This is a genomic window from Shewanella mangrovisoli (assembly GCF_019457635.1).
In the GTDB taxonomy this organism is placed as follows: Bacteria; Pseudomonadota; Gammaproteobacteria; order Enterobacterales; family Shewanellaceae; genus Shewanella; species Shewanella mangrovisoli.
The window spans coordinates 300,041-325,805 of sequence record NZ_CP080412.1 but is presented as its reverse complement, the minus strand read 5'-3'; the positions used below and the strand labels follow the sequence as shown (position 1 = coordinate 325,805).

Here is a 25,765-nt window from a genome sequence, read left to right as displayed (position 1 = left end):
GGATTACGCCTTGTAAGGCATAGGGCCAAGATAATCTTTCTTACCCACATCCACACCGTTGTGGCGCAGAATCGCATAGGCCGTCGTCACATGGAAATATAAGTTTGGGATGGCATGCTCAATCGCAAACTCATACCCCGTCAAATACTTACCTTCCCAACGCGGTTGAGAAACATGGATAGTCGCCGCATCGGCAAAATCTGCCTCAGTAAATTGAGCTAAGTACTCGATAACAGAAGCAATACGCGCTTGCAGCTCAGGTAGCGTCGTTTCAGTATCATCATGCTTAGGCACAGTTTCTAAATTACCCGTCAGACGTGCGACCCCAATCTTAGCGGTATCACAGGCAATCTGGATCTGACGGATCAGATTAAATTGATCGGGTGCTAAGCGGGAATTCAATAATACCGCCATATCCACCTTCTTCAAGTTGGCAAAAACCTCACCCTTTTCCAGAATAAGACTCAAATTTTTCAGCATCTTGCTAAATTGAACAGCCGTTAAATCATAAAGCATGACATAAACTCCTGTGATAAACGCCACTAGATTGCAGCACTTCAGAATATCTTGGGGCAAAAGAGGCGATTTCAACAAGACGAGATAAAGATTTATTTCACTATTAGCTAAAACATCAACGCTAATGGATATAAAACAGGGCTGGAAAGTAATTTTTTAAACAGTCTAAACGAAAAAAGCCTCATCTTTCGATGAGGCTTATCTCTATGTGTTGGCGGAGCGGACGGGACTCGAACCCGCGACCCCCGGCGTGACAGGCCGGTATTCTAACCAACTGAACTACCGCTCCAACTCTGTCTGGTGCTACTTGTTTCAAGTAGAGACCAAATTAGGCGCTTGGCGATGACCTACTCTCACATGGGGAGACCCCACACTACCATCGGCGCGATTGCGTTTCACTTCTGAGTTCGGGATGGGATCAGGTGGGACCACAATGCTATTGTCACCAAGCAAATTTGTTATTCACTTACCCGTCTTATCTCATGCAGGCAGTAAATTAATTCGGAAAGCTGGTTTGAGTTACACTTCTTAAGTGTTTGTATTCAAGCTAAGTACTCTTAGCAAAACCCATCTGGGTTGTATGGTTAAGCCTCTCGAGTCATTAGTATCAGTTAGCTCAACGCCTCACAACGCTTACACACCTGACCTATCAACGTCCTAGTCTCGAACGGCTCTTTAGTGGACTTAAAGTCCAAGGGATGACTCATCTTGGGGCTCGCTTCCCGCTTAGATGCTTTCAGCGGTTATCGATTCCGAACATAGCTACCGGGCAATGCCATTGGCATGACAACCCGAACACCAGCGGTTCGTTCTCCGGTCCTCTCGTACTAGGAGCAACTCCCTCAATCATCCAACGCCCACGGCGAGATAGGGACCGAACTGTCTCACGACGTTCTGAACCCAGCTCGCGTACCACTTTAAATGGCGAACAGCCATACCCTTGGGACCGACTTCAGCCCCAGGATGTGATGAGCCGACATCGAGGTGCCAAACACCGCCGTCGATATGAACTCTTGGGCGGTATCAGCCTGTTATCCCCGGAGTACCTTTTATCCGTTGAGCGATGGCCCTTCCATTCAGAACCACCGGATCACTATGACCTACTTTCGTACCTGCTCGACGTGTCTGTCTCGCAGTTAAGCTGGCTTATGCCATTGCACTAACCGTACGATGTCCGACCGTACTTAGCCAACCTTCGTGCTCCTCCGTTACTCTTTGGGAGGAGACCGCCCCAGTCAAACTACCCACCAGGCACTGTCCTTAACCCCGATTAGGGGCCCAAGTTAGAACATCAACACTACAAGGGTGGTATTTCAAGGACGACTCCACGAGAACTAGCGTTCCCGCTTCAAAGTCTCCCACCTATCCTACACATGTAGGGTCAATGTTCAGTGCCAAGCTATAGTAAAGGTTCACGGGGTCTTTCCGTCTAGCCGCGGGTATACGGCATCTTCACCGCAATTTCAACTTCACTGAGTCTCGGCTGGAGACAGCGTGGCCATCATTACGCCATTCGTGCAGGTCGGAACTTACCCGACAAGGAATTTCGCTACCTTAGGACCGTTATAGTTACGGCCGCCGTTTACCGGGGCTTCGATCATGAGCTTCTCTTGCGATAACCCAATCAATTAACCTTCCGGCACCGGGCAGGCGTCACACCGTATACGTCATCTTGCGATTTTGCACAGTGCTGTGTTTTTGATAAACAGTTGCAGCCACCTGGTATCTGCGACTGCCGTCAGCTTAGGGAGCAAGTCCCATCACCAACAGCAGCGTACCTTCTCCCGAAGTTACGGTACCATTTTGCCTAGTTCCTTCAGCCGAGTTCTCTCAAGCGCCTTGGTATTCTCTACCCGACCACCTGTGTCGGTTTGGGGTACGATTCCCGCTAACCTGAAGCTTAGAAGATTTTCCTGGAAGCATGGCATCAACTACTTCAGTCCCTTAGGACCTCGTCATCAGCTCTCAGTGTATAGTGACCCGGATTTGCCTAAGTCACCCACCTACCACCTTAAACGCGGACTACCAACGCCGCGCTAGCCTAGCCTTCTCCGTCTCTCCATCGCAGTTAGCGGAAGTACAGAAATATTAATCTGTTTCCCATCGACTACGCCTTTCGGCCTCGCCTTAGGGGTCGACTCACCCTGCCCCGATTAACGTTGGACAGGAACCCTTGGTCTTTCGGCGAGGGGTTTTTCACCCCCTTTATCGTTACTCATGTCAGCATTCGCACTTCTGATACCTCCAGTGTGGGTTACCCCTTCACCTTCAACGGCTTACAGAACGCTCCTCTACCGCGCAACTCTAATGAATTGCACCCGTAGCTTCGGTGGTATGTTTAGCCCCGTTACATCTTCCGCGCAGGCCGACTCGACTAGTGAGCTATTACGCTTTCTTTAAATGATGGCTGCTTCTAAGCCAACATCCTAGCTGTCTAAGCCTTCCCACATCGTTTCCCACTTAACATACACTTTGGGACCTTAGCTGACGGTCTGGGTTGTTTCCCTTTTGACGACGGACGTTAGCACCCGCCGTCTGTCTCCCGGATAGCACTCTTTGGTATTCGGAGTTTGCAAAGGGTTGGTAAGTCGGGATGACCCCCTAGCCTTAACAGTGCTCTACCCCCAAAGGTGTTCGTCCGAGGCGCTACCTAAATAGCTTTCGAGGAGAACCAGATATCTCCCGGTTTGATTGGCCTTTCACCCCCAGCCACAAGTCATCCGCTAATTTTTCAACATTAGTCGGTTCGGTCCTCCAGTTGATGTTACTCAACCTTCAACCTGCCCATGGCTAGATCACCGGGTTTCGGGTCTACGCCTTGCAACTAAACGCGCAGTTAACACTCGGTTTCCCTACGGCTCCGCTATTCGCTTAACCTCGCTACAAAACGTAAGTCGCTGACCCATTATACAAAAGGTACGCAGTCACGGTCTCAAGAACCGCTCCCACTGCTTGTACGTATACGGTTTCAGGTTCTATTTCACTCCCCTCACAGGGGTTCTTTTCGCCTTTCCCTCACGGTACTGGTTCACTATCGGTCAGTCAGGAGTATTTAGCCTTGGAGGATGGTCCCCCCATATTCAAACAGGATATCACGTGTCCCGCCTTACTCGTTTTCATCAAAGGTTAGTTTTCGTGTACGGGGCTATCACCCTGTGCCGCTGGACTTTCCAGACCATTCCACTAACACCCCTCTGACTTAAGGGCTAATCCCCGTTCGCTCGCCGCTACTAGGGGAATCTCGGTTGATTTCTTTTCCTAAGGGTACTTAGATGTTTCAGTTCCCCTCGTTTGCCTCGCAACGCTATGTATTCACGTTACGATGACCGCTTATGCGGCCGGGTTCCCCCATTCGGACATCGTTAGCTCAAATGCTTGTTACTAGCTCGCCAACGCTTTTCGCAAGTTACTACGTCCTTCATCGCCTCTGACTGCCAAGGCATCCACCGTATACGCTTAGTCGCTTAACCATACAACCCAAATGAGTTTCACATCACTTGAGCCGTTGCGACCAGCTGGTTTTACTTGTCTCATCTTCGACCAAGAAGATGGACTCGCCTTAGACTTGAATATTCAAGACACTTAAAAAGTGTTTTAAGAACTCAATTTTTCGTATTAACACAACGACAGACATCATTGTATTAATTACTATCAGCTTTCCAAATTGTTAAAGAACAATGCTTACCGGCAAGCGGTGCATTTCGCTCTCCCTTCCCTTTCGAGAAGTTCAACAAGCCATCTGTGTGAACACTCAACAAACATCGAGTTAGTCGTATAGGTAAGGAGGTGATCCAGCCCCAGGTTCCCCTAGGGCTACCTTGTTACGACTTCACCCCAGTCATGAACCACAAAGTGGTGAGCGCCCTCCCGAAGGTTAAGCTACCCACTTCTTTTGCAGCCCACTCCCATGGTGTGACGGGCGGTGTGTACAAGGCCCGGGAACGTATTCACCGTGGCATTCTGATCCACGATTACTAGCGATTCCGACTTCATGGAGTCGAGTTGCAGACTCCAATCCGGACTACGACGAGCTTTGTGAGATTAGCTCCACCTCGCGGCTTTGCAACCCTCTGTACTCGCCATTGTAGCACGTGTGTAGCCCTACTCGTAAGGGCCATGATGACTTGACGTCGTCCCCACCTTCCTCCGGTTTATCACCGGCAGTCTCCCTAGAGTTCCCGCCATTACGCGCTGGCAAATAAGGATAGGGGTTGCGCTCGTTGCGGGACTTAACCCAACATTTCACAACACGAGCTGACGACAGCCATGCAGCACCTGTCTCAGAGTTCCCGAAGGCACTAAGCTATCTCTAGCGAATTCTCTGGATGTCAAGAGTAGGTAAGGTTCTTCGCGTTGCATCGAATTAAACCACATGCTCCACCGCTTGTGCGGGCCCCCGTCAATTCATTTGAGTTTTAACCTTGCGGCCGTACTCCCCAGGCGGTCTACTTAATGCGTTAGCTTGAGAGCCCAGTGTTCAAGACACCAAACTCCGAGTAGACATCGTTTACGGCGTGGACTACCAGGGTATCTAATCCTGTTTGCTCCCCACGCTTTCGTGCCTGAGCGTCAGTCTTTGTCCAGGGGCCGCCTTCGCCACCGGTATTCCTCCAGATCTCTACGCATTTCACCGCTACACCTGGAATTCTACCCCCCTCTACAAGACTCTAGTTTGCCAGTTCGAAATGCAATTCCCAGGTTGAGCCCGGGGCTTTCACATCTCGCTTAACAAACCGCCTGCGCACGCTTTACGCCCAGTAATTCCGATTAACGCTTGGACCCTCCGTATTACCGCGGCTGCTGGCACGGAGTTAGCCGGTCCTTCTTCTGTAGGTAACGTCACAGCTGCAAGGTATTAACTTACAACCTTTCCTCCCTACTGAAAGTGCTTTACAACCCGAAGGCCTTCTTCACACACGCGGCATGGCTGCATCAGGGTTTCCCCCATTGTGCAATATTCCCCACTGCTGCCTCCCGTAGGAGTCTGGGCCGTGTCTCAGTCCCAGTGTGGCTGATCATCCTCTCAGAACAGCTAGGGATCGTCGCCTTGGTGAGCCATTACCTCACCAACTAGCTAATCCCACCTAGGTTCATCCAATCGCGGAAGGCCCGAAGGTCCCCTCCTTTCCCCCGTAGGGCGTATGCGGTATTAGCAGTCGTTTCCAACTGTTATCCCCCACGACTGGGCAGATCCCTAGGCATTACTCACCCGTCCGCCGCTCGCCACCTCAGGAGTAAACTCCCTTGTGCTGCCGCTCGACTTGCATGTGTTAGGCCTGCCGCCAGCGTTCAATCTGAGCCATGATCAAACTCTTCAATTAAAAGTTTTGTGAACCCGAAGGTTCGGCTCAATGAATTCTGAATCGACTTAACTTAATAAGTCGTTGTACATATTGCTATGAACACTCATTCATTGATTTAAATTTTGATTACTCGCCAAACGGCAGAGTAATTTCGATTAACTCAACACCTGTGAGTGTCCACACAGATTTCTTGTTTAGATTGTTAAAGAGCATTTGACCATTCACTTCACGTTACCGCTCAGCGGGTCAGGGCTGCGTATTCTACGCATTTCCCTTGTCGCGTCAAGGCGTTTTTAAAAACTTCTTGGCGCTTTCGAATCAACTGCACATTTTGCATTCGATTCGCACTGTAACCGCATTCGCTTTCGCTGTCTGCCGTGTCAGTGGATGCGCATTATAGGCACCGAAACTTTTTGTGCAAGGGCTAAAATTTTTTAAAAAAAAGATCGCATGGCGATCTTTTCTACAATAACGTTCTATTTACGCTCAATCTGCTGCTTAATTCAGCTTTTTCGCGCCTTTATCGATAAAACCTTGGATCAGCGATACGGCTTTTACGTCATCCCAATCGACAAATGATCGCACAAACGCAATCAATTGGCCGTTTTGATCGAGAATAAAGGTCGCGGGGATAGTATCTAATGGAAACACCTGCCCGAGGTTTTGCTGAGGATCATAGTAGGAATTAAAGTTCGCCATTCCTAATGAGGTTAAAAATGGCTGAACCTGCTGTTTGCCATCCGCATCGATAGAGATAGGTAATAGTGCAAACTCTTCCGCTTTAAACTTTGTCGCCAAGCGTTCAATCGCAGGTAACTCTCTGACACAGGGAGGACACCAAGTCGCCCACATGTTCACCATCACGACTTTGCCTTTGTATTGGCTGAAAGCGACAGCTTTGCCATCGACATCGCTAAAAGCGACGGGCTCGATAGGATAAGTCTTGGGTAAAACGTTAATCAGATCGACTGTCGACTCTACCGGCTTATTTGCCTGCTGCATGCCGGGGTACGCTTGGGCACCACCAGCAAAGGCAACAGACAGACTCGCAAGGATTGCAGCTAAGGCAAATGACTTCATTTATTATCACGCTTTAATAAAGCATCGAGCGCTTTTTGATCTTCGGCGCTGATCTCGGCCTCAGTGCTGCCACCGATACGTTGCTTGCGGATAAAGATGAAGCCAATGACCAGACCAAGCAGTAACAGACCCACTGGACCTAACCAAAGAATATAGGTTTTGGTTTCCATTTTAGGTTTGTAGAGAACGAACTCACCATAGCGGCTCGTCATAAACTCGATGATCTCATCATCGCCCTTGCCTTCGTCGACCATCTTGTAGACTTCAAGACGCAGATCTCGGGCAACGGGTGAGTTAGAGTCGATCAGGTTTTGGTTTTGACATTGCGGACAACGCAGTTCATGGGCCAGCGATAAACCACGTTTTTGGTTTTCTGGCGATTTAAACTCGTAGGTGTCGACGGGTGTCGCCATGGCCGCTGTTGCCATACTCAGCAACAACACTAAACCACCGATGATTTTTGTCAGTGTTCTCACGCTGCACCATCCTTCGCCGCTTCAGCTTGTAGTTGTTGGATCATGGGGTACAAGGTTTCGCTCCATACGCGCTGATCGATTGGACCGGCGTAACGGAAACGAATGATGCCTTTATGATCGACAATAAAGCTTTCTGGCGCACCATAAACTCCGAGGTCTAATCCTAAACGGCCATCCTTATCGAAGATGTTGGTATGGTACGGATCGCCTTGACGTTTTAATTCTTCCAATGCGGGAATACGCTCGTCGCGGTAGTTGATCCCATAGATAGGCAGAATATTTTGGCGTTTCAGCATGACTAAGAAAGGATGCTCATACTTACAAGATGGACACCAAGTGGCCCATACGTTGAGTAGTGAGACTTTGCCTTTCAGTTGCTCATTGGTAATCATCTCGCTTGGTGTTTCGAGACGTTCCAGTTGGAAAGCCGGGATCGGCTTTCCTTCCAGAGCTGAATCCAGTTTCTGTGGATTTAAAAACAATCCTTTGTATAAAAATACCCCCATGCCAAGAAAGATGACTAATGGGATAAACAGAACCAACTTCTTCATATATTCCCCAACTATTGCGCGGTAGCTAATTTCGCTTTTTCAGCTTGTGGCTTAACCGTAGCCGCCACTTTTGAGCGATAGCGTTTATCCGATGCGGCAAAGAAACCACCGACCATCATGAATATTGCTCCAAACCATAACCAGCGAACAAATGGCTTGTAGTTCAAACGCACAGCAAACTCGGTGCTGCTGATTGGGTCGCCCATGGTGACATATAAGTCACGGAACAGACCCCAATCGATACCCGCTTCGGTCATGTCCATAGTACGCACATTGTATTGGCGACGATCAGGCTTGAGTAACGTCAGCAGTTTATCGCCTTTGTAGATCTCAATTTGACCTTGTTGCGCGGTGTAGTTAGGACCGACGACGTTCTTAGTCTCGAGATACTTAAAGGTATAACCCGCAAGCTCTTGGCTCACGCCTGGGCCCATACGCACACTCTTCTCAACCGAGTAGTTCGATACCATAGTGGCACCAATCACCGACACGGCAATACCTAAGTGGGCTAAGATCATCCCTAGTTCGCTGCGGCCCATACGTGCCACGCTCACTTCGCCTTCTTTTGGCTTAACAATGTTATACGCGGCTCTTGCCGTCGCTAACACAATCCAAGACGCAGCGGCGATACCACAGGCAACCCAAGCGTTGAACGCACCATCCACAATAAACGGTGTCACGATACCAATCGCTGCTGAGACTAAAGCTGGCACCAGTAATTGGCGCTTGAGCTCACCGGCTTTGGATTTCTTCCAACGGATGATTGGACCGACACCCATAAAGCCAAACAGTACAAGGACGATAGGCACAAACACAGCGTTGAAGTATGGAGGTCCAACAGAAATCTTACCCATGCCTAAGGCATCGATCAGCAGTGGATATAGAGTTCCTAACAACACAGTACCCGCTGCAACCGTGAGTAACACGTTACAGACTAACAGCATGGTTTCTTTTGATTTCAGCTCGAAACGTGCTGGGCTGCTCATTTCACTGGCGCGGAAGGCGAACAGCGTGAGTGAACCACCAATCGCTAGACCCAGTAATAACAGAATGAACATACCGCGGCTTGGATCGGCTGCAAAGGAGTGTACTGAGGTCAATACACCCGAACGCACGATAAAGGTGCCGAGTAAGCTTAAAGAGAACGCGAAGATAGACAGTAATACGGTCCAGTTACGGAACGCACCACGTTTTTCGGTCACGATCAGCGAGTGCACTAATGCAGTACCCACTAACCAAGGCATAAAGGAAGCGTTTTCTACGGGATCCCAGAACCACCAGCCGCCCCAGCCTAATTCGTAGTATGCCCACCAAGAACCTAATGCAATACCGCCTGTGAGGAAAATCCAAGCGGCTAAGGTCCAAGGACGTGACCAACGTGCCCAAGCAGAGTCAAGGTGACCACTCATGAGAGCGGCAATCGCAAATGCGAAGCTCACCGAGAAGCCCACATAACCTAAGTACAGCATAGGTGGATGGAAGATTAAGCCCACGTCCTGCAGCATTGGGTTTAAGTCACGACCTTCGGCTGGCATTGGAAATAGGCGTTCAAATGGGCTAGAGGTGAGTAGCATAAATAAGCTGAAGCCAATCACGATCAGCGCCAGTACCGCTAAAACCCTAGCGGTGAACACTTCTTCTAAGCCTTTACTGAATAAGGCAACCGAAGCCGCCCAGGTCGATAGCGCAAACACCCAGAACAGCAGTGACCCTTCATGACCGCCCCATACGGCCGCAATCTTAAAGAAGATAGGTAACTGGGAGTTCGAGTGATGTGCCACATAGGCAACGGAGAAGTCATCAACGGCGAAGCTGTAACCAAGAGATACTACGGATAAAGCGATAAAAAAGAACATTCCGTAGGTTAACGGCCAAGCATACCTCACTAGATATTGGTCTTTACGGGCAACACCTATAAGGGGAACGCTGACTAATAAGAAGGCGAATGCCACTCCTATAATCAGCGAAAAGTGTCCAAGTTCTGGGATCATGGGTTTTCCTCAGTCTCTAATAATATGTTGATTTAGAAAGACTCTAGACCAACGCACAACATGCTGTTCACACAAATGCACGAAATTTTGTTCATTTTAGTATTTGCTATTGTTCCTGTCTGCCTCTTTCATACAAAACTGGGTGACTTGTCTCATTCTCGATTTTTGTCGAAATGGAGCCATCACAGGCCTACAGTTTTGCATGTGACAGATAAATGAGCCTTAAGTTTCATACAAAATTTACCTGATGGATCAATTTGTGAACCAGTGCCCAACTCTCAGTTTTCACTGCATTGAAGGTCTTATATTACTGTTCAATGAATAATCTTTACGTATAATCTTGCTTCCAAGCCGGCGGTAACAACCGCTTTTATGCAAACTAAAGTGAATATAGAAACAATGACGACATTTTGGATTTTTATTGCGCTTGTTGTGTTGGTCAGCTTAACGCTGATCTGGATCCCGCATTTCAGACAGCAAAAGTTGTTACGCACTGAAGAAGCCGGCGTTCGCAGACAAACTAACCTTGAATTGTTCAATGAACGTCTTGCCACTCTTGAGAAAGAACTCAATGAAGAACTGCTCGACCAAGCTGAATTTGATGCACTGAAGAAAGAGCTAGAAATCAGCCTGCTTCAAGACATCAAACAAGCGAGCGATGATTCACTCGTCAACCAGATCAAACCTAAGAGCATTTTATGGCCATCGGTCATGTCGGTCTGCTTGATTGCGATTTCAGGTTACCTCTATCAGCACTTGGGTGCCTTTGAGAATATCGGCAACACTCAACCTGCTAACCCACATGCGGGTATGGACGCGGCGCAAATCATGGCGCAGCGCGTACAGATGATGGAAGCTCAAATACAAGCCGAACCTGAAAACAGCCAAGCTTGGTTCAGCCTAGGTCACGCCTATATCTCTGCTAACCAATTCGATAAAGCTGTAGCGGCCTTCGATAAGGTGATGGAATTAGTCGGTAAACACGCTGAATTAATTGGTCCAAAAGCAACGGCTATGTACTACAAAGCGGGTCAGCAAATGACACCGCAAATTCAAGCCTTAATCGATGAATCTTTAGCATTAGATCCACAGGATCCATCAACCTTACTGCTCGTCGGTATGGATGCTTTCTTCACCGCTAACTATCAAAAAGCCATTGATTCATGGCAAACCATTCTCAATAGCGACCGCACCGATGTAGACCGCGCCGCGCTGATGAATGCCATTGAAACAGCAAACCTGCGTATGCAAGGCGAAACCGCTGGCATGCCAAACGATGATGTCCACAAGCAGGCAAAAGTTGCGACTAAGTCTGTAAGTATTGCGATTTCAATTTCACCCGAACTGGCCGCACAAGCAGGCCCTGATGACACTATCTTCGTCTTCGCCCGTGCGACCGAAGGTCCTAAAGTACCATTAGCGGCAACTAAGGTGAGCGCAAAATCTTTACCGGTAACAGTAACGCTCGATGACAGCACAGGTATGGGTGGCGATGTGAAACTGAGCCAAACTGCGAGTGTTGAAGTGATTGCGGTGTTGTCTAAGCATGGCAATATCAAACCTCAAGCAGGTGATATTCAAGGCAAGGTCAGCAAAGTGAATGTGGGTGACACAGCAAGCTTAGTGTTAGATACCCAAGTGCAATAAGTTGTCCGCACCTAGCGCTAAGTTTCGGCTTAGCGCAGACATAAAAAACCGGCTGATGCCGGTTTTTTTAACACTGCAAAAATTACTGAGCTTTAGACATAAACTCGATAGCTGCTTTGTAATCTTCGTCAGTACAATCAGTACACATACCACCTGGTGGCATTGCGTTTAAGCCAGTTTTTACACTGTGTAACAGAGTGTCCATACCTTTTGCTAAGCGTGGTTCCCACTCAGCAGCGTTGTGCGCCTTTGGAGCACCAGCAACACCCATGCTGTGGCATACGGTACATGCCTTGTTGAAAATAGCTTCAGCATCTTGAGCTGAAACGTTGACTGACATAGTCAAAGCAGCGACTGCAGTCATTGCTAACAGTTTTTTCATGTTCAATGTTCCTAATGCAAATACGTACAAAGCTCTCGCTGCCCTTTGAGGCAGACTCATTATAGCGGACTAAGATTACTACAAACTTCAATAAATCTCATCTTTTTGTGATTAGAATCTCAGCACAAATGATATAAGGCGACAAGCGTGACAAATTCGTTAATATATTAGCAAGTATTAAAAAAGTTCGATTAGTTCGAGAAATATTGCGGTTATTGGAACCACATCAAATTGCTGACATCTAGTATTAAGCAAGTGTAAACCCCGCAATATCGTTTGTGTTAGAATCACTTGTGTTTCCTTCCGGCTTGAGATAGAGGGTTCAGTGACAAATATAACTTCAGTAAACACACTGGTATCGGCGAGCAAGCTGACATGTATCCGCGAAGAACGCATCCTGTTTGATGAATTAAGTTTTGATATTAATGCTGGCGATATCGTCCAGATCGAAGGCCCAAATGGCGCCGGCAAAACCAGTTTATTACGTATATTGGCAGGCTTATCTCGTCCCTACGCTGGACAAACTTTTTATCTCAATGAAGATATTAACCGTTGCCGCGACGAATATAACGAAGACCTATTGTATTTAGGCCATCTTGCCGGGGTGAAATCCGAATTAACCGCTGAAGAAAACCTTAACTTCAATTTAAGAATCAGTGGCTATGATGATTTCGATACTTCCGCCATTCTCGCTAAAGTGAATTTAGCTGGGTTTGAGGAAGCACTCGCCGGGCATTTATCCGCTGGTCAACACCGCCGTACAGCATTAGCCAGACTCTGGCACAATGACTGTAAAGTGTGGATCCTCGATGAGCCTTTTACCGCAATCGATAAAAGAGGTGTCGAAGAGCTTGAACAGTTATTTATTCAACATGCGGATAATGGTGGCTGCGTGATCCTCACCACTCACCAAGATATGGGCATTATCAAAGATGATAGGCTTCGTAAAATTCGTCTAGATTATCGCTTCGTATAAGGTTTGGCATAATGAAAAGAGGCATCAGCTTTACCCAAGCGTTTTTAACATTACTGCAGCGGGATCTAAAAATCGCTATTCGTCATCGCGGTGATATCTTTAATCCCTTGTTATTCTTTATTATGGTTGTGACTCTATTCCCTCTGGGGATTGGTCCTGAACCACAAATGCTAGCCCGTATTGCTCCAGGGATTATTTGGGTTGCGGCATTACTCGCGTCTATGCTTTCACTCGAGCGCCTATTTAAAGCCGACTTTAGCGATGGCAGCTTAGAGCAAATGCTACTCAGCCCACAGCCACTCTCGGTATTGGTATTGGCCAAAGTATTAGCCCACTGGCTACTGACTGGCGTGCCACTGATTATAATCGCGCCCCTGCTGGCGGTGCTGCTCAACTTAGACGCCAACAGCTATGGTGCGCTGATTGCAACACTCGCACTGGGTACGCCAGTATTGTCCCTCTTAGGCGCAATTGGTGTGGCCCTTACCGTGGGTCTGCGTAAAGGCGGCGTGTTACTGAGCCTGCTTATTTTACCACTTTATATTCCTGTGCTGATTTTCGCGACCAGCGCCATAGATGCTGCAGGAATGAATTTACCCTATGATGGTCAGCTCGCTATAATTGGCGCCATGTTGATCGGTTCGTTAACCTTAGCACCCTTTGCAATTGGTGCATCTCTGCGAGTGAGTACTAACTAAAATGTGGAAATGGTTACACCCTTACGCGGATCCTGAGCGCGCTTACAAATTATCAGGAACATTATTTCCATGGTTTGCCACCTTAGCCTGTCTTTTTATTGCCGTCGGCACGGTATGGGGATTAATGTTTGCTCCAACAGATTATCAACAGGGCGACAGCTACCGGATTATCTTTATCCATGTTCCAGCAGCCTCAATGTCAATGGCTGCCTACATGGGTATGGCGACAGCCGCATTTATCGGCCTCGTATGGCAAATTAAACTGGCTGATTGGGCCGCCGCATCCATTGCACCGATTGGCGCCGTGATTACCTTTATCGCCCTCTTTACTGGCGCGACATGGGGTAAACCCATGTGGGGTACTTGGTGGGTATGGGATGCACGTCTAACGTCTGAATTAGTTCTGCTATTCCTCTATTTAGGCGTGATCTCGCTCTATGCTTCCTTCGAAGACAAAGTACTGGCAGCACGTGCAGCGGGGATCTTAGCGATCGTCGGCGTGATCAACATTCCGATCATCAAATACTCGGTTGAATGGTGGAGCTCTCTGCATCAACCATCAACGATCAAAATTACCTCTAAATCGACTATGTCGAGCGAAATGTTATACCCACTTTTAATCAATATTTTAGGTTTCGGCCTTATGATAGGGGCTATCACAATTGTGAGATTTAGAGCAGAAATCTTAGCAAGAAACGGCATGCGCCCTTGGGTGCGTGAACTTGCTAAAGCTGAGGAGGTCAAATAATGCAATTCGATTCTATCAGTGATTTTTTCAACATGGGTGGCTATGCCTTTTATGTGTGGCTTGCCTATGGCGTGACCTTCTTCTGTTTATCGACGCTGATCATCACTAGTGCGCGCCAAAAGCGCAAAGTACTGATTGAAATCGCGAAGAAGATGAACCGCGAAGAACGCCTTAAAGAGACTAGGAGTACCAAATCGTGAACCCAAGACGCAAAAAGAGACTGACGTTAGCTGTAGCATTAATCGGTGGCGTAGCCGCGATTGCTTCGCTTCTGCTGTATGCGCTGAACTCCAACTTAAACTTATTCTACACACCGTCAGAGATCGTACACGGTAAAACCGATACCGGTGTTAAACCCGAAGCGGGCCAACGTATTCGCGTAGGTGGTATGGTAACGGTTGGTTCTATGGTGCGCGATCCAAACAGCCTGCACGTGCAGTTTGCCGTGCATGACTCATTAGGTGGCGAAATTCTCGTGACCTATGACGATCTGCTGCCGGATCTGTTCCGTGAAGGCCAAGGTATTGTGGCACAAGGCGTATTAGGTGAAGACGGCAAATTGGCCGCAACCGAAGTACTGGCGAAGCATGATGAAAATTACATGCCGCCAGAAGTGGCCGAAGCCATGGGCCAAAAGCATGAGAAGTTAGATTACAGCCAGCAAAAATCGGCGGCGCAATAATCGCCATGCTGTAAATGTTGATAAACAAAGAGCCTCTTCGGAGGCTTTTTTATTGTCCATTCACAATTAACGGCTGAACTATACTCAAGACAGTATTCCGGCAGGACGCTGTCTATGAATGTGATTAAGCCATTTAACAAAAGATGGCGACTGTTGCTACTCCTAATGCTCACCAGTCACCCACTGATGCTCTACGCTGCTAAAGTGGTGGTTATCGAAAGTTACCATCAAGGCTATCAGTGGGATAAAGAATACTATCAAGCCATTGTCGATAAACTGGCCCCACAACATCAAGTTAGCCACTTTGAGATGGACACCAAGCGCTTAGCTAAAGAGCGCTACGCAGAACGTGCAGAACTCGCTTGGCAGTTCATTGTCGAGCAACAACCACAACTGGTGATCCTTGCCGATGACAACGCCATTCATTATCTCCATCAGCGTCTCAATGGCATCCAAATTCCCGTGGTTTACCTCGGGGTGAATATGAATCCTCGGGAATACCATTTAAATGAGCATGAGCGCTTCACAGGCGTGCTAGAGCGCCCGTTACTCAAGCGTTCCTTACTGTTACTCGAGAGATTATTGCCACAAGCCAAGCATCGTAAAATCCTAGTGCTCTTCGATGGCAGCAATACTTCGAAAATCGCGGCCGAGTACATCAGTAAGCAACCATCGAGCATGTTAAGTGATATCGAAGTTCACATTCTCCAACTAACCCAATTAGCAGAGTGGCAACAACAAGTCAGAGCAGCAAAGGATAATGGTTATAGTGCAATTGTGGTGGCGCTGTATCACGCTGTCAGAGATGAAGACGATCAATCAGTGGATGCCGATAACTTACTCGAATGGATTACCAACCACACACCGGTGCCGAATTTCGGCTTTTGGGGATTTAGCATCTATGCCAATGGCAATCTAGGTGGCTATGTGCTCGATGGCTATCATCATGGCTCAATCGCAGCCAACATAGCCCTTAGAATACTTGCAGGAGAAAAGCCTGAGAACATCTTCCCTATCACGGATGATCTTGGCCAATATCGATTTAGCCGTGCAGCGATAAAGAGATGGCAACTCAAACTGCCAAAGGAAATTGAGAAACAAGCGACTTGGGTAGATTAACGAAGAAGCGCTAAAAACAAAAAAACCGGGCTTAGAGCCCGGTTTTTCAATCTTTGTAGCCTTAATTACTCAGCAGCTTCAACTTCAACAGCTTGAGCAGCTTCTGGACGACCTACTAGCTCGATGTAAGCCATTGGGGCTTTATCACCAGCACGTAAACCGCACTTAAGGATACGGGTGTAGCCACCAGGACGTTCCTGGTAACGTGGACCCAATTCAGTGAATAACTTACCTACGACTTCAGCGTCGCGAGTACGTGCAAACGCTAAACGACGGTTTGCAACGCTGTCACTCTTAGCAAGTGTTATCAGAGGCTCAACTACGCGACGCAGTTCTTTCGCTTTAGCTACGGTTGTCTTGATGATCTCATGACGAACCAGTGAGCTTGCCATGTTACGGAACATAGCTTGGCGGTGGCTGCTGTTGCGGTTAAGTTGACGACCACTCTTACGATGGCGCATGACCTAATCCTTATAACCTAAATCTGTACAAACCTGAGACTTATAGGTCGTCTGCTAAACTAGCTGGAGGCCAGTTTTCCAGACGCATACCTAACGACAGTCCGCGAGAAGCTAAAACGTCCTTAATTTCAGTAAGAGACTTCTTACCTAAGTTAGGGGTCTTCAGCAGCTCAACTTCAGTACGCTGTACCAGATCTCCGATGTAATGAATCGCTTCGGCTTTCAAACAGTTAGCCGAACGTACAGTTAGCTCTAAATCGTCGACAGGACGCAACAGAATCGGATCGAACTCCGGCTTCTCTTCTTTCATTTCTGGCTCAGTCACGTCGCGCAGCTCAACAAACGCATCCAGCTGTTCAGCTAAGATGGTTGCAGAACGACGGATAGCTTCCTCAGGATCGATAGTACCGTTAGTGGTCATATCGATAACGAGTTTATCCAAGTCAGTACGCTGTTCAACACGAGCTGCTTCTACATTGTAGGCAATACGTGCAACTGGCGAGAAAGAAGCATCAACCAGCAAACGGCCGATTGGGCGATCATCGTCTTCAGTCTGTGCACGAGCAGATGCTGGCACATAACCACGACCACGCTCAACGCGAATACGCATGCTGATATCATTGTTACCTGTTAAATGACAGATAACATGATCAGGATTCACGATAGTGACATCACCATCATGCGTGATATCTGCTGCGATGACAGGGCCTGCGCCGGACTTGCTTAATGTAAGCATAGCCTCGTCTTTACCCTCGATAGTCACTGCTAACCCTTTCAGGTTCAGCAAGATTTCAAGGATATCTTCTTGTACGCCTTCCTTACTGCTGTATTCGTGCAGTACGCCGTCAATCTCGACTTCGGTAACCGCGCAGCCGGGCATAGACGACAATAGGATGCGACGCAACGCGTTACCTAAAGTGTGGCCGAAACCACGCTCAAGCGGTTCCAAAGTAACCTTGGCACGTGTTGAGTTAACCTGCTCGATATCAACGAGACGCGGTTTAAGAAATTCTGTAACAGAACCCTGCATTGTGTCCTCTCTTGTTTGTTAGCCTTACTTAGAGTAAAGCTCGACGATCAGCTGTTCGTTAATTTCCGCAGACAAATCGCTACGTTCTGGAATACGCTTGAAAGCACCTTCCATTTTCGCGCTGTCGACTTCAACCCATGTAGGCTTCTCGCGTTGAGCTGCCACTTCTAAAGCCGCTTTGATACGAGCTTGAGTGCGTGACTTTTCACGGATGCTTACAACATCATTCGCAGACACTTTGAATGACGGAATGTTAACAACACGACCGTTAACCATAATTGATTTATGGCTTACTAGCTGACGTGATTCTGCACGAGTCGCACCGAAACCCATACGATAAACAACGTTATCTAAACGAGTTTCTAAAAGTTGCAACAGGTTCTCACCAGTGTTGCCTTTCAGACGTGCAGCCTCTTTGTAGTAGTTACGGAATTGCTTTTCTAACACACCGTAAATACGACGAACTTTTTGTTTTTCGCGTAACTGTAAACCGTACTCTGACAGACGTGGCTTACGAGCGCCATGCTGTCCTGGTGCAGATTCCAGTTTACACTTTGAATCGATTGCTCTCACACCGCTTTTTAAGAAAAGGTCAGTACCTTCTCGGCGGCTGAGCTTGAGCTTGGGACCCAAGTATCTTGCCATGATCTTTCTCCAACTATCCTAATGAAACGCGTTATACACGACGCTTTTTAGGAGGACGACAACCATTATGAGGGATCGGCGTCACATCGGTAATGTTGGTAATTTTATAACCAACAGCGTTCAGCGCACGAATGGCTGATTCACGACCTGGACCTGGACCCTTCACAAACACTTCAAGGTTTTTTAAACCGTAGTCTTGAGCAGCAGCACCTGCACGCTCAGCAGCTACCTGTGCAGCAAATGGCGTAGATTTACGTGAACCACGGAAACCTGAACCACCTGAAGTAGCCCATGACAACGCATTACCTTGACGATCTGTAATGGTGACAATTGTGTTGTTGAAAGAAGCATGGATATGAGCCATGCCATCTGCAACCTGTTTACGTACGCGCTTACGCGGAGAACGTGACGGAACTTTAGCCATTGTCTACCTTCCCGTTACTTCTTGATTGGTTTACGTGGACCTTTACGCGTACGCGCATTGGTCTTAGTACGTTGCCCACGAAGAGGCAGGCTACGACGATGGCGGAGACCACGATAGCAACCAAGGTCCATCAGACGCTTGATGTTCATGGAAATCTCACGACGTAAGTCACCTTCTACTAAGTATTTGGCAACTTCTTCGCGTAGGGTGTCGATTTGAGCTTCGCTCAATTCCTTGATCTTAGCAGTTTCAGCAATTGACGTAGCTGCGCAGATTGCTCTAGCGCGAGTACGGCCGATGCCGAAAATTGCAGTCAATGCGATGACTGTATGCTTTTGATCAGGAATGTTAATGCCAGCGATACGGGCCACTATGCACTCCTTAAGTTAAAGGCCAACTGCGAAAAGCCCGAAAGGATACTCGACAGTTGACAGATTTGCAAACAATATTTTGTTCAGCCCAAAACTGGGCTGAACAATCTTTCAATTAGCCTTGACGCTGTTTGTGTTTTGGTTCAACACAGATAACGCGTACAACGCCACTACGCTTGACGATCTTGCAGTTACGGCAGATCTTCTTCACGGAAGCTCGAACTTTCATTTCATCACTCCGTAAAGCTACTTAGCGACCAAAGCGATCTAAGTTCGCTTTGTTTACTAGGTTAGCTTTCTTCATCACAGACTCATACTGATGTGACATCATATGGGTCTGAACCTGAGCCATGAAGTCCATGATTACGACTACCATAATTAGTAGTGAAGTACCGCCAAAATAGAACTGTACTTTCCACGCAATTAACATGAACTCCGGAATTAAACAGATAAAGGTAATGTATAACGCGCCAGCTAATGTCAGGCGAGTCATTACTTTATCAATGTAACGCGAAGTCTGTTCTCCAGGACGGATCCCAGGGATGAATGCACCACTCTTCTTCAGGTTATCTGCTGTTTCACGTGGGTTAAATACCAACGCAGTATAGAAGAAACAGAAGAAGATAATCGCTGCTGCATACAATAATGAGTAAAGCGGTTGTCCTGGTGACACGGCCAGTGAAAAATCACTTAACCATGACATAGACTCATTTTGACCAAACCACTGAGCCAGTGTGCCTGGGAACAAAATGATGCTTGACGCAAAAATTGGAGGAATTACACCCGCCATGTTTATTTTCAGCGGCAAGTGAGTAGATTGCGCAGCGAATACCTTACGGCCTTGCTGGCGCTTAGCGTAGTTAACAACGATACGACGTTGACCACGTTCTACAAACACCACGAAATAAGTCACAGCAAAAATAATTACCGCGAGCAACAACAATACTAACACATTCAGGTCACCTTGACGCGCCTGCTCAGCCGTTTGGCCGATAGCGGAAGGTAATCCAGCAACAATACCTGCGAAAATTAAAATCGAGATACCGTTACCTATACCTCGTTCGGTAATTTGCTCACCTAGCCACATCAGGAACATAGTTCCTGTTACTAAGCTCACAACCGCAACAAAGTAGAAACCGAATCCAATGTTGACCACTAGGCCAGGGACTAAGTTTGGTAACCCTGTTGCAATACCGATCGACTGGAATGTACCCAGCACCAACGTACCCCAACGTGTGTACTGACTGATTTTTTTACGTCCAGACTCGCCTTCTTTTTTCAATTCAGCGAGTGCAGGATGCACCACAGTCAATAACTGCATGATAATCGATGCCGAAATGTACGGCATGATACCTAATGCAAAGATAGAAGCACGGGAAAGAGCACCACCCGAGAACATGTTAAACATGCCAAGGATGGTACCTTTTTGCTGAGCAAACAGCTCTGCTAATACAGCTGCGTCAATACCAGGAATTGGCACAAACGAACCGGCTCTAAAGACGATAATCGCACCAATCACGAACAGGAGGCGAGCTTTCAATTCAGAAAGTCCACCTTTCGCGCTTTTTAAATCAAGTCCTGGTTTTGCCATCGACGTATTATTCCTCGATCTTACCGCCAGCAGCTTCAATCGCTGCACGTGCACCTTTGGTTACCTTCAGACCTTTTACGGTCACTGGGCGCTCAATGGTACCTGAAAGAACGATTTTCGCAAACTGGATGTTGCGAGTAATAACGTTCGCATCTTTCAGAGCGTTTAAGTCGATAACATCACCGTTAACTTTAGCCAGTTCGAGTACACGAACTTCAGCTGTTACCATAGCGCGACGCGAGGTAAAACCAAATTTAGGTAAACGGATCTTAAGTGGCATTTGACCACCCTCGAAGCCTGGGCGTACACCGCCACCGCTACGAGATTTTTGGCCTTTGTGACCACGACCAGCAGTTTTACCTAAGCCTGAACCCATACCACGGCCTACACGCTTTGGTGCATGCTTAGCGCCTGCAGCTGGAGATAGAGTATTTAAACGCATCTATTAATCCTCCACCTTAACCATGTAGTAGACCTTGTTGATCATACCGCGAACTGAAGGAGTATCTTCTAATTCAACAGTGTGACCAATGCGACGCAGACCAAGACCAGTTAAGGTCGCACGGTGCTTTGGTAAACGACCGATAGCACTTTTAGTCTGAGTAACTTTTACAGTTTTAGTTGCCATGGTGCATTACCCCCGAATTTCGTCAACATTCAGGCCACGCTTAGCTGCGATTTGCGAAGGTGACTTCATGTGCACCAGAGCATCTACAGTCGCGCGAACGATGTTGATCGGGTTAGTAGAACCGTATGCTTTTGACAGAACGTTATGAACGCCTGCTACTTCCAATACGGCACGCATTGCGCCACCGGCGATAATACCGGTACCCTGTGATGCTGGTTGCATGTATACACGTGAACCAGTATGACGACCTTTAACTGGGTGATGCAGAGTGCCTGCATTCAACTCAACGGTCACCATGTTACGACGGGCTTTTTCCATAGCTTTTTGAATCGCTGCTGGAACTTCGCGCGCTTTACCATAGCCATAGCCGACCTTACCGTTACCATCACCCACTACTGTTAGTGCAGTGAAGCTAAAGATACGACCGCCCTTAACTACTTTAGAAACACGATTAACTGCAATTAATTTCTCTTGCAGATCGTCTTTTTGCTGAGCTTCTAATTTAGCCATTTTTATAACCCCTTAGAACTGGAGGCCAGCTTCACGAGCAGCATCTGCCAGAGCAGCTACACGACCGTGATACTTGAAACCAGAACGATCGAACGCAACAGTAGTTACGCCTTTCTCGATCGCGCGTTCAGCAATAAATTTACCTACTGCTTTAGCCGCGTCTACGTTACCGGTACTCTTCAGTTGCTCTTTAACCGCTTTTTCCACGGTTGAAGCAGCTGCCACCACCTGAGCTTCAGGATTGATCACCTGAGCATAAATGTGACGCGGTGTACGATGTACAACCAGACGGTTCACGCCCAGCTCTTGGATCTTCTTACGAGCGCGAATAGCGCGACGTAAGCGAGATGTTTTCTTATCCATATCGCGTTACCTACTTCTTCTTAGCCTCTTTACGGCGTACTTCTTCGTCGTCATAGCGAACACCCTTGCCTTTGTATGGCTCTGGTGGACGGTATCCGCGAATCTCAGCAGCGACTTGGCCAATTAACTGCTTATCAACGCCACGTAGGACGATGTCAGTTTGGCTTGGACACTCTGCAGTAACGCCTGCGGGCAGTTTGTGTACTAACGGATGAGAGAAACCTAAAGTCAGGTCAATGTCAGAACCGACGAGCTTCGCACGGTAACCAACGCCAACTAACTTTAACTTACGCTCAAAACCTTGAGATACACCAACAACCATGTTGTTTACTAATGCACGTGTGGTACCAGCCTGTGCCCAAGCGCCAACAGCGCCTTCAACAGGTAGGAACTTGATCACGCCATCTTCAATAACAACATTGACCGCATTGTTGATCACTCGAGTCAGACTTCCTTTCGCGCCTTTGACGGTCAGGGTCTGTTCGTTTAAGGTCACCTCTACGCCAGCTGGAATAGATACTGGTGCTTTTGCTACACGAGACATTCCTAGCTCCTTATGCTACGTAGCAGATAACCTCGCCACCCATGCCTGCAAGGCGGGCGGCACGATCAGTCATCAGGCCTTTAGAAGTGGACACAATTGCGACACCCAGTCCGCCCATCACTTTTGGTAACTCGTTTTTACCTTTGTAAATACGAAGACCAGGACGGCTTACGCGCTGGATAGTCTCAACGACTGGTTGGCCTTGGAAATACTTTAAAGTGATTTCCAGTTCAGGCTTGGCTTCATCTGCTACGGCGTAATCAGCGATGTAACCTTCTTCTTTAAGCAGTTTCGCGATAGCGACTTTCAGCTTAGCAGAAGGCATCTTCACAGATACTTTGTTAGCAGCTTGGCCGTTACGAATACGGGTTAACATATCCGCAATAGGATCTTGCATGCTCATATTAGCTTACTCCGTGACAAGTGCTTACCAGCTAGCCTTACGCAGGCCAGGAACTTCACCACGCATGGTTGCTTCACGTAACTTGATACGGCTTAAACCGAACTTACGCAGGAAACCATGTGGGCGACCAGTTTGATTACAACGATTGCGTTGACGCGATGCGCTGGAATCACGTGGTAGAGCTTGCAGCTTTAATACTGCGTCCCAACGGTCTTCGTCAGAAGAAGCTGGATTTGCAATAATTGCTTTCAGAGCAGCGCGCTTTTCAGCGAACTTAGCTACGAGCTGTGCACGCTTTGCTTCACGTGCTTTCATTGATGTTTTTGCCATTACGCTACCCTTATTTCTTGAATGGGAAGTTAAAAGCGTCTAACAAAGCACGACCTTCTTCGTCAGAATTCGCAGAGGTAGTGATAACAATATCCATACCGCGAATTTTATCGATTTTATCGTAATCGATTTCTGGGAAAATGATCTGCTCACGCACGCCCATTGCGTAGTTACCACGGCCGTCGAACGCTTTAGCGCTCAGACCACGGAAGTCACGAATACGTGGGATTGCGATGTCAACTAAACGCTCTAAGAATTCCCACATACGCTCACCGCGCAGGGTCACTTTACAGCCAATAGGGTAGCCTTCACGGATTTTAAAACCAGCAACTGATTTACGAGCAACAGTCACTACTGGTTTTTGACCAGCGATTGCAGTCATGTCACGAACAGCATGTTCCATAACTTTTTTGTCTGCAACGGCTTCGCCAACACCCATGTTCAGGGTGATTTTCTCAATCCGAGGGACTTGCATGACACTGGTATAACCGAACTTTTTAGTCAGTTCAGCGACAACAGTCTCTTGATATTTATCATGCAGTTTCGCCATCGTTTACTCCAGTTACTTAACGAGTTCACTGTTCGATTTAAAGAAACGAACTTTTTTGCCGTCTTCAAATCGGAAACCAACACGATCCGCCTTGCCAGTGACAGGGTTAAAGATCGCAACATTTGATGCTTGAATCGGTGCTTCTTTCTCAACAATACCACCGGCTACACCCAGTTGTGGGTTTGGCTTTTGGTGTTTCTTGACAAGATTGATGCCTTCAACAATTAACTTACCAGTAGGTAAAACTTGAGCAACTTTAGCGCGTTTGCCCTTGTCTTTACCTGCTAATACGATTACTTCGTCTTGACGACGGATTTTAGCTGCCATTTTGAAGCTCCTTACAGTACTTCTGGTGCCAGCGAGACAATCTTCATGAACTGCTCAGAGCGCAATTCACGTGTCACTGGTCCAAAGATACGAGTGCCAATCGGCTGCAGGTTGTTGTTCAGAAGAACTGCTGCATTCCGATCGAAGCGAATGACAGAACCGTCTGGACGACGTACGCCTTTCTTAGTACGGACTACCACCGCGTTATACACATCACCTTTCTTCGCTTTAGCGCGAGGAATTGCTTCTTTAACAGAAACCTTGATGATGTCGCCGATACCGGCATAACGACGATGAGAGCCACCCAAGACCTTAATACACTGAACTCTGCGTGCGCCGCTGTTACATGCGACGTCAAGAGTCGATTGCATTTGGATCATTTTAAGTGCTCCGCTATCGTTACTACACAATTCCCACAATTGGGACTATAAACACCATTTTTGCTTTGAATTTAGTCAAAAATGGCGCGCAAATATAACACCATAAATATGGAATGTATAGTATTAAAAAACAAACGGCCCCAAATACTGGAGCCGTTTACCTAAATACCTAATATAATTAGGCCTTTGATACTACTTCAACCAGAGTCCAAGATTTAGTCTTAGACAGAGGACGACATTCGCGGATCGCTACTACATCGCCTTCGTTGCACTGATTAGCTTCATCGTGTGCATGGATCTTAGTCGTACGCTTAATGTACTTCCCATAGATTGGGTGTTTCACTTGGCGTTCGATAGCTACAGTAATGGTTTTATCCATTTTGTTGCTTGTCACACGACCTTGCAAAGTACGGATTTTATCAGACATTATGCACCCGCCTTAGAAGTAATAATGGTCTTAACGCGCGCAATGTTACGGCGCACTAATTTCAGTTGATGAGTCTGAGTCAACTGACCAGTGGCGTGTTGCATACGCAGGTTGAACTGCTCACGCAGCAGACCAAGTAGTTCAGCGTTCAGTTCTTCAACGCTCTTTTCTCTTAGTTCGCTCGCTTTCATTACATCACCGTCTTAGTTACGAAGGTAGTCTTAATTGGAAGCTTGGCAGCAGCTAAAGCAAACGCTTCACGAGCGATCACTTCAGAAACACCATTCATCTCATAAAGAACCTTACCAGGTTGAATCTGACATACCCAGTATTCAACGTTACCTTTACCTTTACCCATACGCACTTCAAGAGGCTTAGAGGTAATTGGTTTGTCCGGGAAAACTCGAATCCAAATTTGTCCCTGACGCTTAATGTGACGTGTCATGGCACGACGTGCAGATTCGATCTGACGAGCAGTTAAACGACCACGGCCGACTGCTTTCAGACCAAAAGTACCAAAGCTAACTTCGGTACCGTTCGCTAGACCGCGGTTGCGGCCTTTGAACATCTTGCGAAACTTCATACGTTTAGGTTGCAGCATTGCCGGCTCTC

General features: G+C 47.5%; 33 protein-coding genes, 1 tRNA gene and 3 rRNA genes. 7 read left to right on the top strand and 30 right to left on the bottom strand.

What is annotated here, in order from left to right; translation table 11 throughout:
- Nucleotides 1-3: 3 nt before the first annotated feature.
- The 9 genes from K0H60_RS01510 to K0H60_RS01470 all read right to left on the bottom strand — a co-directional run bounded on the left by K0H60_RS01510 (nt 4) and on the right by K0H60_RS01470 (nt 9,917).
- Nucleotides 4-516: a DUF1993 domain-containing protein gene (locus K0H60_RS01510; RefSeq protein ID WP_220054402.1), complete on the bottom strand. Its 513-nt coding sequence runs from the start codon at nt 514-516 to the stop codon at nt 4-6.
- 212 nt (nt 517-728) lie between these two features.
- Nucleotides 729-805: transfer RNA gene (locus K0H60_RS01505), tRNA-Asp, on the bottom strand.
- Nucleotides 806-850: 45 nt separating this feature from the next.
- A 5S ribosomal RNA gene (gene rrf / locus K0H60_RS01500) occupies nt 851-966 on the bottom strand.
- Between the two features lie 130 nt (nt 967-1,096).
- A 23S ribosomal RNA gene (locus K0H60_RS01495) occupies nt 1,097-3,986 on the bottom strand.
- A gap of 309 nt (nt 3,987-4,295) precedes the next feature.
- Nucleotides 4,296-5,837: ribosomal RNA gene (locus K0H60_RS01490) — 16S ribosomal RNA — on the bottom strand.
- The 16S, 23S and 5S rRNA genes sit together here with 1 tRNA gene alongside, the layout of an rRNA operon.
- Nucleotides 5,838-6,317: 480 nt before the next feature.
- The gene (locus tag K0H60_RS01485; protein WP_220057030.1) at nt 6,318-6,899 is read right to left on the bottom strand and encodes a TlpA disulfide reductase family protein; all 582 of its coding nucleotides are present in this window, start codon (nt 6,897-6,899) and stop codon (nt 6,318-6,320) included.
- Nucleotides 6,896-7,375, bottom strand: a complete 480-nt coding sequence (nrfF, locus tag K0H60_RS01480; protein WP_220057029.1) for a heme lyase NrfEFG subunit NrfF — start codon at nt 7,373-7,375, stop codon at nt 6,896-6,898. Before nrfF ends, K0H60_RS01485 begins: the two co-directional genes overlap by 4 nt.
- The gene (locus K0H60_RS01475; RefSeq protein WP_011715476.1) at nt 7,372-7,926 is read right to left on the bottom strand and encodes a DsbE family thiol:disulfide interchange protein; all 555 of its coding nucleotides are present in this window, start codon (nt 7,924-7,926) and stop codon (nt 7,372-7,374) included. The genes nrfF and K0H60_RS01475 overlap by 4 nt, the downstream gene beginning before the upstream one ends.
- A gap of 11 nt (nt 7,927-7,937) precedes the next feature.
- Nucleotides 7,938-9,917, bottom strand: a complete 1,980-nt coding sequence (locus K0H60_RS01470) for a heme lyase CcmF/NrfE family subunit (protein ID WP_011715475.1) — start codon at nt 9,915-9,917, stop codon at nt 7,938-7,940.
- A gap of 399 nt (nt 9,918-10,316) precedes the next feature.
- Here K0H60_RS01470 and ccmI point away from each other — a divergent pair, with 399 nt between their 5' ends.
- Complete coding sequence (ccmI, locus tag K0H60_RS01465; RefSeq protein WP_220058098.1) at nt 10,317-11,564, top strand: c-type cytochrome biogenesis protein CcmI; 1,248 nt, start codon at nt 10,317-10,319, stop codon at nt 11,562-11,564.
- A gap of 82 nt (nt 11,565-11,646) precedes the next feature.
- On the opposite strand, the gene K0H60_RS01460 is transcribed toward ccmI, so the two are convergent.
- Nucleotides 11,647-11,946, bottom strand: a complete 300-nt coding sequence (locus K0H60_RS01460) for a c-type cytochrome (protein ID WP_011621040.1) — start codon at nt 11,944-11,946, stop codon at nt 11,647-11,649.
- Between the two features lie 325 nt (nt 11,947-12,271).
- Here K0H60_RS01460 and ccmA point away from each other — a divergent pair, with 325 nt between their 5' ends.
- The 6 genes from ccmA to K0H60_RS01430 all read left to right on the top strand — a co-directional run bounded on the left by ccmA (nt 12,272) and on the right by K0H60_RS01430 (nt 16,169).
- Nucleotides 12,272-12,922 carry a cytochrome c biogenesis heme-transporting ATPase CcmA gene (gene ccmA / locus K0H60_RS01455; protein ID WP_086904164.1) on the top strand — a complete coding sequence of 217 codons (651 nt, stop codon included), beginning with the start codon at nt 12,272-12,274 and terminating at the stop codon, nt 12,920-12,922.
- Between the two features lie 11 nt (nt 12,923-12,933).
- A complete protein-coding gene (gene ccmB / locus K0H60_RS01450) occupies nt 12,934-13,620 on the top strand; it encodes a heme exporter protein CcmB (protein ID WP_011715472.1) in 687 nt (228 codons plus the stop codon).
- Nucleotide 13,621: 1 nt separating this feature from the next.
- Nucleotides 13,622-14,368: a heme ABC transporter permease gene (locus tag K0H60_RS01445; RefSeq protein ID WP_011715471.1), complete on the top strand. Its 747-nt coding sequence runs from the start codon at nt 13,622-13,624 to the stop codon at nt 14,366-14,368.
- Nucleotides 14,368-14,568, top strand: coding sequence for a heme exporter protein CcmD (gene ccmD / locus K0H60_RS01440; RefSeq protein WP_011621036.1), 201 nt, complete (start codon nt 14,368-14,370; stop codon nt 14,566-14,568). The genes K0H60_RS01445 and ccmD overlap by 1 nt, the downstream gene beginning before the upstream one ends.
- Nucleotides 14,565-15,050, top strand: a complete 486-nt coding sequence (gene ccmE, locus K0H60_RS01435; RefSeq protein ID WP_011715470.1) for a cytochrome c maturation protein CcmE — start codon at nt 14,565-14,567, stop codon at nt 15,048-15,050. Before ccmD ends, ccmE begins: the two co-directional genes overlap by 4 nt.
- A 114-nt stretch (nt 15,051-15,164) precedes the next feature.
- Nucleotides 15,165-16,169 carry an ABC transporter substrate-binding protein gene (locus K0H60_RS01430; protein ID WP_220057028.1) on the top strand — a complete coding sequence of 335 codons (1,005 nt, stop codon included), beginning with the start codon at nt 15,165-15,167 and terminating at the stop codon, nt 16,167-16,169.
- A gap of 65 nt (nt 16,170-16,234) precedes the next feature.
- Here K0H60_RS01430 and rplQ read toward each other — a convergent pair whose 3' ends face one another.
- The 20 genes from rplQ to rplP all read right to left on the bottom strand — a co-directional run bounded on the left by rplQ (nt 16,235) and on the right by rplP (nt 25,754).
- Nucleotides 16,235-16,630: a 50S ribosomal protein L17 gene (gene rplQ / locus K0H60_RS01425; protein WP_011621033.1), complete on the bottom strand. Its 396-nt coding sequence runs from the start codon at nt 16,628-16,630 to the stop codon at nt 16,235-16,237.
- 40 nt (nt 16,631-16,670) lie between these two features.
- Nucleotides 16,671-17,660 (bottom strand): DNA-directed RNA polymerase subunit alpha, encoded by a 990-nt coding sequence (locus K0H60_RS01420; protein ID WP_011070632.1) that lies wholly within the window; start codon nt 17,658-17,660, stop codon nt 16,671-16,673.
- Nucleotides 17,661-17,684: 24 nt separating this feature from the next.
- Complete coding sequence (gene rpsD / locus K0H60_RS01415) at nt 17,685-18,305, bottom strand: 30S ribosomal protein S4 (RefSeq protein ID WP_011715468.1); 621 nt, start codon at nt 18,303-18,305, stop codon at nt 17,685-17,687.
- Nucleotides 18,306-18,336: 31 nt separating this feature from the next.
- Nucleotides 18,337-18,729 carry a 30S ribosomal protein S11 gene (gene rpsK / locus K0H60_RS01410; protein WP_006083577.1) on the bottom strand — a complete coding sequence of 131 codons (393 nt, stop codon included), beginning with the start codon at nt 18,727-18,729 and terminating at the stop codon, nt 18,337-18,339.
- Nucleotides 18,730-18,743: 14 nt separating this feature from the next.
- On the bottom strand, nt 18,744-19,100 hold the full coding sequence (rpsM, locus tag K0H60_RS01405) for a 30S ribosomal protein S13 (RefSeq protein ID WP_011070630.1): 357 nt from the start codon (nt 19,098-19,100) through the stop codon (nt 18,744-18,746).
- Between the two features lie 115 nt (nt 19,101-19,215).
- A complete protein-coding gene (gene rpmJ / locus K0H60_RS01400) occupies nt 19,216-19,329 on the bottom strand; it encodes a 50S ribosomal protein L36 (RefSeq protein WP_006083579.1) in 114 nt (37 codons plus the stop codon).
- Nucleotides 19,330-19,350: 21 nt separating this feature from the next.
- Entirely contained in the window at nt 19,351-20,691 is a 1,341-nt protein-coding gene (secY, locus tag K0H60_RS01395) for a preprotein translocase subunit SecY (protein WP_011621032.1), read from the bottom strand.
- A gap of 7 nt (nt 20,692-20,698) precedes the next feature.
- The gene (rplO, locus tag K0H60_RS01390; protein WP_011070628.1) at nt 20,699-21,133 is read right to left on the bottom strand and encodes a 50S ribosomal protein L15; all 435 of its coding nucleotides are present in this window, start codon (nt 21,131-21,133) and stop codon (nt 20,699-20,701) included.
- A 3-nt stretch (nt 21,134-21,136) separates the two neighbouring features.
- The gene (rpmD, locus tag K0H60_RS01385; RefSeq protein ID WP_007644440.1) at nt 21,137-21,319 is read right to left on the bottom strand and encodes a 50S ribosomal protein L30; all 183 of its coding nucleotides are present in this window, start codon (nt 21,317-21,319) and stop codon (nt 21,137-21,139) included.
- Nucleotides 21,320-21,325: 6 nt separating this feature from the next.
- Entirely contained in the window at nt 21,326-21,829 is a 504-nt protein-coding gene (gene rpsE / locus K0H60_RS01380) for a 30S ribosomal protein S5 (protein ID WP_007644438.1), read from the bottom strand.
- A gap of 12 nt (nt 21,830-21,841) precedes the next feature.
- Nucleotides 21,842-22,192, bottom strand: coding sequence for a 50S ribosomal protein L18 (rplR, locus tag K0H60_RS01375; RefSeq protein WP_011715467.1), 351 nt, complete (start codon nt 22,190-22,192; stop codon nt 21,842-21,844).
- A 10-nt stretch (nt 22,193-22,202) separates the two neighbouring features.
- On the bottom strand, nt 22,203-22,736 hold the full coding sequence (gene rplF / locus K0H60_RS01370; RefSeq protein ID WP_011715466.1) for a 50S ribosomal protein L6: 534 nt from the start codon (nt 22,734-22,736) through the stop codon (nt 22,203-22,205).
- 10 nt (nt 22,737-22,746) lie between these two features.
- Nucleotides 22,747-23,139: a 30S ribosomal protein S8 gene (rpsH, locus tag K0H60_RS01365; RefSeq protein WP_007644434.1), complete on the bottom strand. Its 393-nt coding sequence runs from the start codon at nt 23,137-23,139 to the stop codon at nt 22,747-22,749.
- A gap of 24 nt (nt 23,140-23,163) precedes the next feature.
- Nucleotides 23,164-23,469, bottom strand: a complete 306-nt coding sequence (rpsN, locus tag K0H60_RS01360) for a 30S ribosomal protein S14 (protein ID WP_011621030.1) — start codon at nt 23,467-23,469, stop codon at nt 23,164-23,166.
- A gap of 10 nt (nt 23,470-23,479) precedes the next feature.
- On the bottom strand, nt 23,480-24,019 hold the full coding sequence (rplE, locus tag K0H60_RS01355; RefSeq protein WP_011715464.1) for a 50S ribosomal protein L5: 540 nt from the start codon (nt 24,017-24,019) through the stop codon (nt 23,480-23,482).
- 12 nt (nt 24,020-24,031) lie between these two features.
- Nucleotides 24,032-24,346, bottom strand: a complete 315-nt coding sequence (gene rplX, locus K0H60_RS01350) for a 50S ribosomal protein L24 (protein ID WP_011070623.1) — start codon at nt 24,344-24,346, stop codon at nt 24,032-24,034.
- A gap of 11 nt (nt 24,347-24,357) precedes the next feature.
- On the bottom strand, nt 24,358-24,726 hold the full coding sequence (gene rplN / locus K0H60_RS01345; RefSeq protein WP_011715463.1) for a 50S ribosomal protein L14: 369 nt from the start codon (nt 24,724-24,726) through the stop codon (nt 24,358-24,360).
- A 178-nt stretch (nt 24,727-24,904) separates the two neighbouring features.
- Nucleotides 24,905-25,153: a 30S ribosomal protein S17 gene (gene rpsQ, locus K0H60_RS01340; RefSeq protein ID WP_011070622.1), complete on the bottom strand. Its 249-nt coding sequence runs from the start codon at nt 25,151-25,153 to the stop codon at nt 24,905-24,907.
- Nucleotides 25,153-25,344 (bottom strand): 50S ribosomal protein L29, encoded by a 192-nt coding sequence (gene rpmC, locus K0H60_RS01335; RefSeq protein WP_007644429.1) that lies wholly within the window; start codon nt 25,342-25,344, stop codon nt 25,153-25,155. Before rpmC ends, rpsQ begins: the two co-directional genes overlap by 1 nt.
- Nucleotides 25,344-25,754, bottom strand: coding sequence for a 50S ribosomal protein L16 (gene rplP, locus K0H60_RS01330; RefSeq protein WP_006083593.1), 411 nt, complete (start codon nt 25,752-25,754; stop codon nt 25,344-25,346). The genes rpmC and rplP overlap by 1 nt, the downstream gene beginning before the upstream one ends.
- Between the last annotated feature and the right edge of the window lie 11 nt (nt 25,755-25,765).

Excerpts from the sequence above, each read along its gene's own strand:
- K0H60_RS01460 (WP_011621040.1), bottom strand. The coding sequence starts at position 11,946 with ATGAAAAAACTGTTAGCAATGACTGCAGTCGCTGCTTTGACTATGTCA.
- K0H60_RS01510 (WP_220054402.1), bottom strand. The coding sequence starts at position 516 with ATGCTTTATGATTTAACGGCTGTTCAATTTAGCAAGATGCTGAAAAAT.
- rplF (WP_011715466.1), bottom strand. The coding sequence starts at position 22,736 with ATGTCTCGTGTAGCAAAAGCACCAGTATCTATTCCAGCTGGCGTAGAG.
- rpsN (WP_011621030.1), bottom strand. The coding sequence starts at position 23,469 with ATGGCAAAAACATCAATGAAAGCACGTGAAGCAAAGCGTGCACAGCTC.
- ccmI (WP_220058098.1), top strand. The coding sequence starts at position 10,317 with ATGACGACATTTTGGATTTTTATTGCGCTTGTTGTGTTGGTCAGCTTA.
- rpsH (WP_007644434.1), bottom strand. The coding sequence starts at position 23,139 with ATGAGCATGCAAGATCCTATTGCGGATATGTTAACCCGTATTCGTAAC.
- rplN (WP_011715463.1), bottom strand. The coding sequence starts at position 24,726 with ATGATCCAAATGCAATCGACTCTTGACGTCGCATGTAACAGCGGCGCA.
- ccmB (WP_011715472.1), top strand. The coding sequence starts at position 12,934 with ATGAAAAGAGGCATCAGCTTTACCCAAGCGTTTTTAACATTACTGCAG.
- rpsK (WP_006083577.1), bottom strand. The coding sequence starts at position 18,729 with ATGGCTAAAGTTCCGTCACGTTCTCCGCGTAAGCGCGTACGTAAACAG.
- rplO (WP_011070628.1), bottom strand. The coding sequence starts at position 21,133 with ATGCGTTTAAATACTCTATCTCCAGCTGCAGGCGCTAAGCATGCACCA.
- rplX (WP_011070623.1), bottom strand. The coding sequence starts at position 24,346 with ATGGCAGCTAAAATCCGTCGTCAAGACGAAGTAATCGTATTAGCAGGT.
- rplP (WP_006083593.1), bottom strand. The coding sequence starts at position 25,754 with ATGCTGCAACCTAAACGTATGAAGTTTCGCAAGATGTTCAAAGGCCGC.
- rpsE (WP_007644438.1), bottom strand. The coding sequence starts at position 21,829 with ATGGCTAAATTAGAAGCTCAGCAAAAAGACGATCTGCAAGAGAAATTA.
- K0H60_RS01420 (WP_011070632.1), bottom strand. The coding sequence starts at position 17,660 with ATGCAGGGTTCTGTTACAGAATTTCTTAAACCGCGTCTCGTTGATATC.
- K0H60_RS01475 (WP_011715476.1), bottom strand. The coding sequence starts at position 7,926 with ATGAAGAAGTTGGTTCTGTTTATCCCATTAGTCATCTTTCTTGGCATG.
- ccmD (WP_011621036.1), top strand. The coding sequence starts at position 14,368 with ATGCAATTCGATTCTATCAGTGATTTTTTCAACATGGGTGGCTATGCC.
- K0H60_RS01445 (WP_011715471.1), top strand. The coding sequence starts at position 13,622 with ATGTGGAAATGGTTACACCCTTACGCGGATCCTGAGCGCGCTTACAAA.
- rpsQ (WP_011070622.1), bottom strand. The coding sequence starts at position 25,153 with ATGTCTGATAAAATCCGTACTTTGCAAGGTCGTGTGACAAGCAACAAA.
- rpsD (WP_011715468.1), bottom strand. The coding sequence starts at position 18,305 with ATGGCAAGATACTTGGGTCCCAAGCTCAAGCTCAGCCGCCGAGAAGGT.
- rpmC (WP_007644429.1), bottom strand. The coding sequence starts at position 25,344 with ATGAAAGCGAGCGAACTAAGAGAAAAGAGCGTTGAAGAACTGAACGCT.
- rpmD (WP_007644440.1), bottom strand. The coding sequence starts at position 21,319 with ATGGCAACTAAAACTGTAAAAGTTACTCAGACTAAAAGTGCTATCGGT.
- rpmJ (WP_006083579.1), bottom strand. The coding sequence starts at position 19,329 with ATGAAAGTTCGAGCTTCCGTGAAGAAGATCTGCCGTAACTGCAAGATC.
- rplE (WP_011715464.1), bottom strand. The coding sequence starts at position 24,019 with ATGGCGAAACTGCATGATAAATATCAAGAGACTGTTGTCGCTGAACTG.
- rplQ (WP_011621033.1), bottom strand. The coding sequence starts at position 16,630 with ATGCGCCATCGTAAGAGTGGTCGTCAACTTAACCGCAACAGCAGCCAC.
- K0H60_RS01470 (WP_011715475.1), bottom strand. The coding sequence starts at position 9,917 with ATGATCCCAGAACTTGGACACTTTTCGCTGATTATAGGAGTGGCATTC.
- secY (WP_011621032.1), bottom strand. The coding sequence starts at position 20,691 with ATGGCAAAACCAGGACTTGATTTAAAAAGCGCGAAAGGTGGACTTTCT.
- K0H60_RS01430 (WP_220057028.1), top strand. The coding sequence starts at position 15,165 with ATGAATGTGATTAAGCCATTTAACAAAAGATGGCGACTGTTGCTACTC.
- K0H60_RS01485 (WP_220057030.1), bottom strand. The coding sequence starts at position 6,899 with ATGAAGTCATTTGCCTTAGCTGCAATCCTTGCGAGTCTGTCTGTTGCC.
- rplR (WP_011715467.1), bottom strand. The coding sequence starts at position 22,192 with ATGGATAAGAAAACATCTCGCTTACGTCGCGCTATTCGCGCTCGTAAG.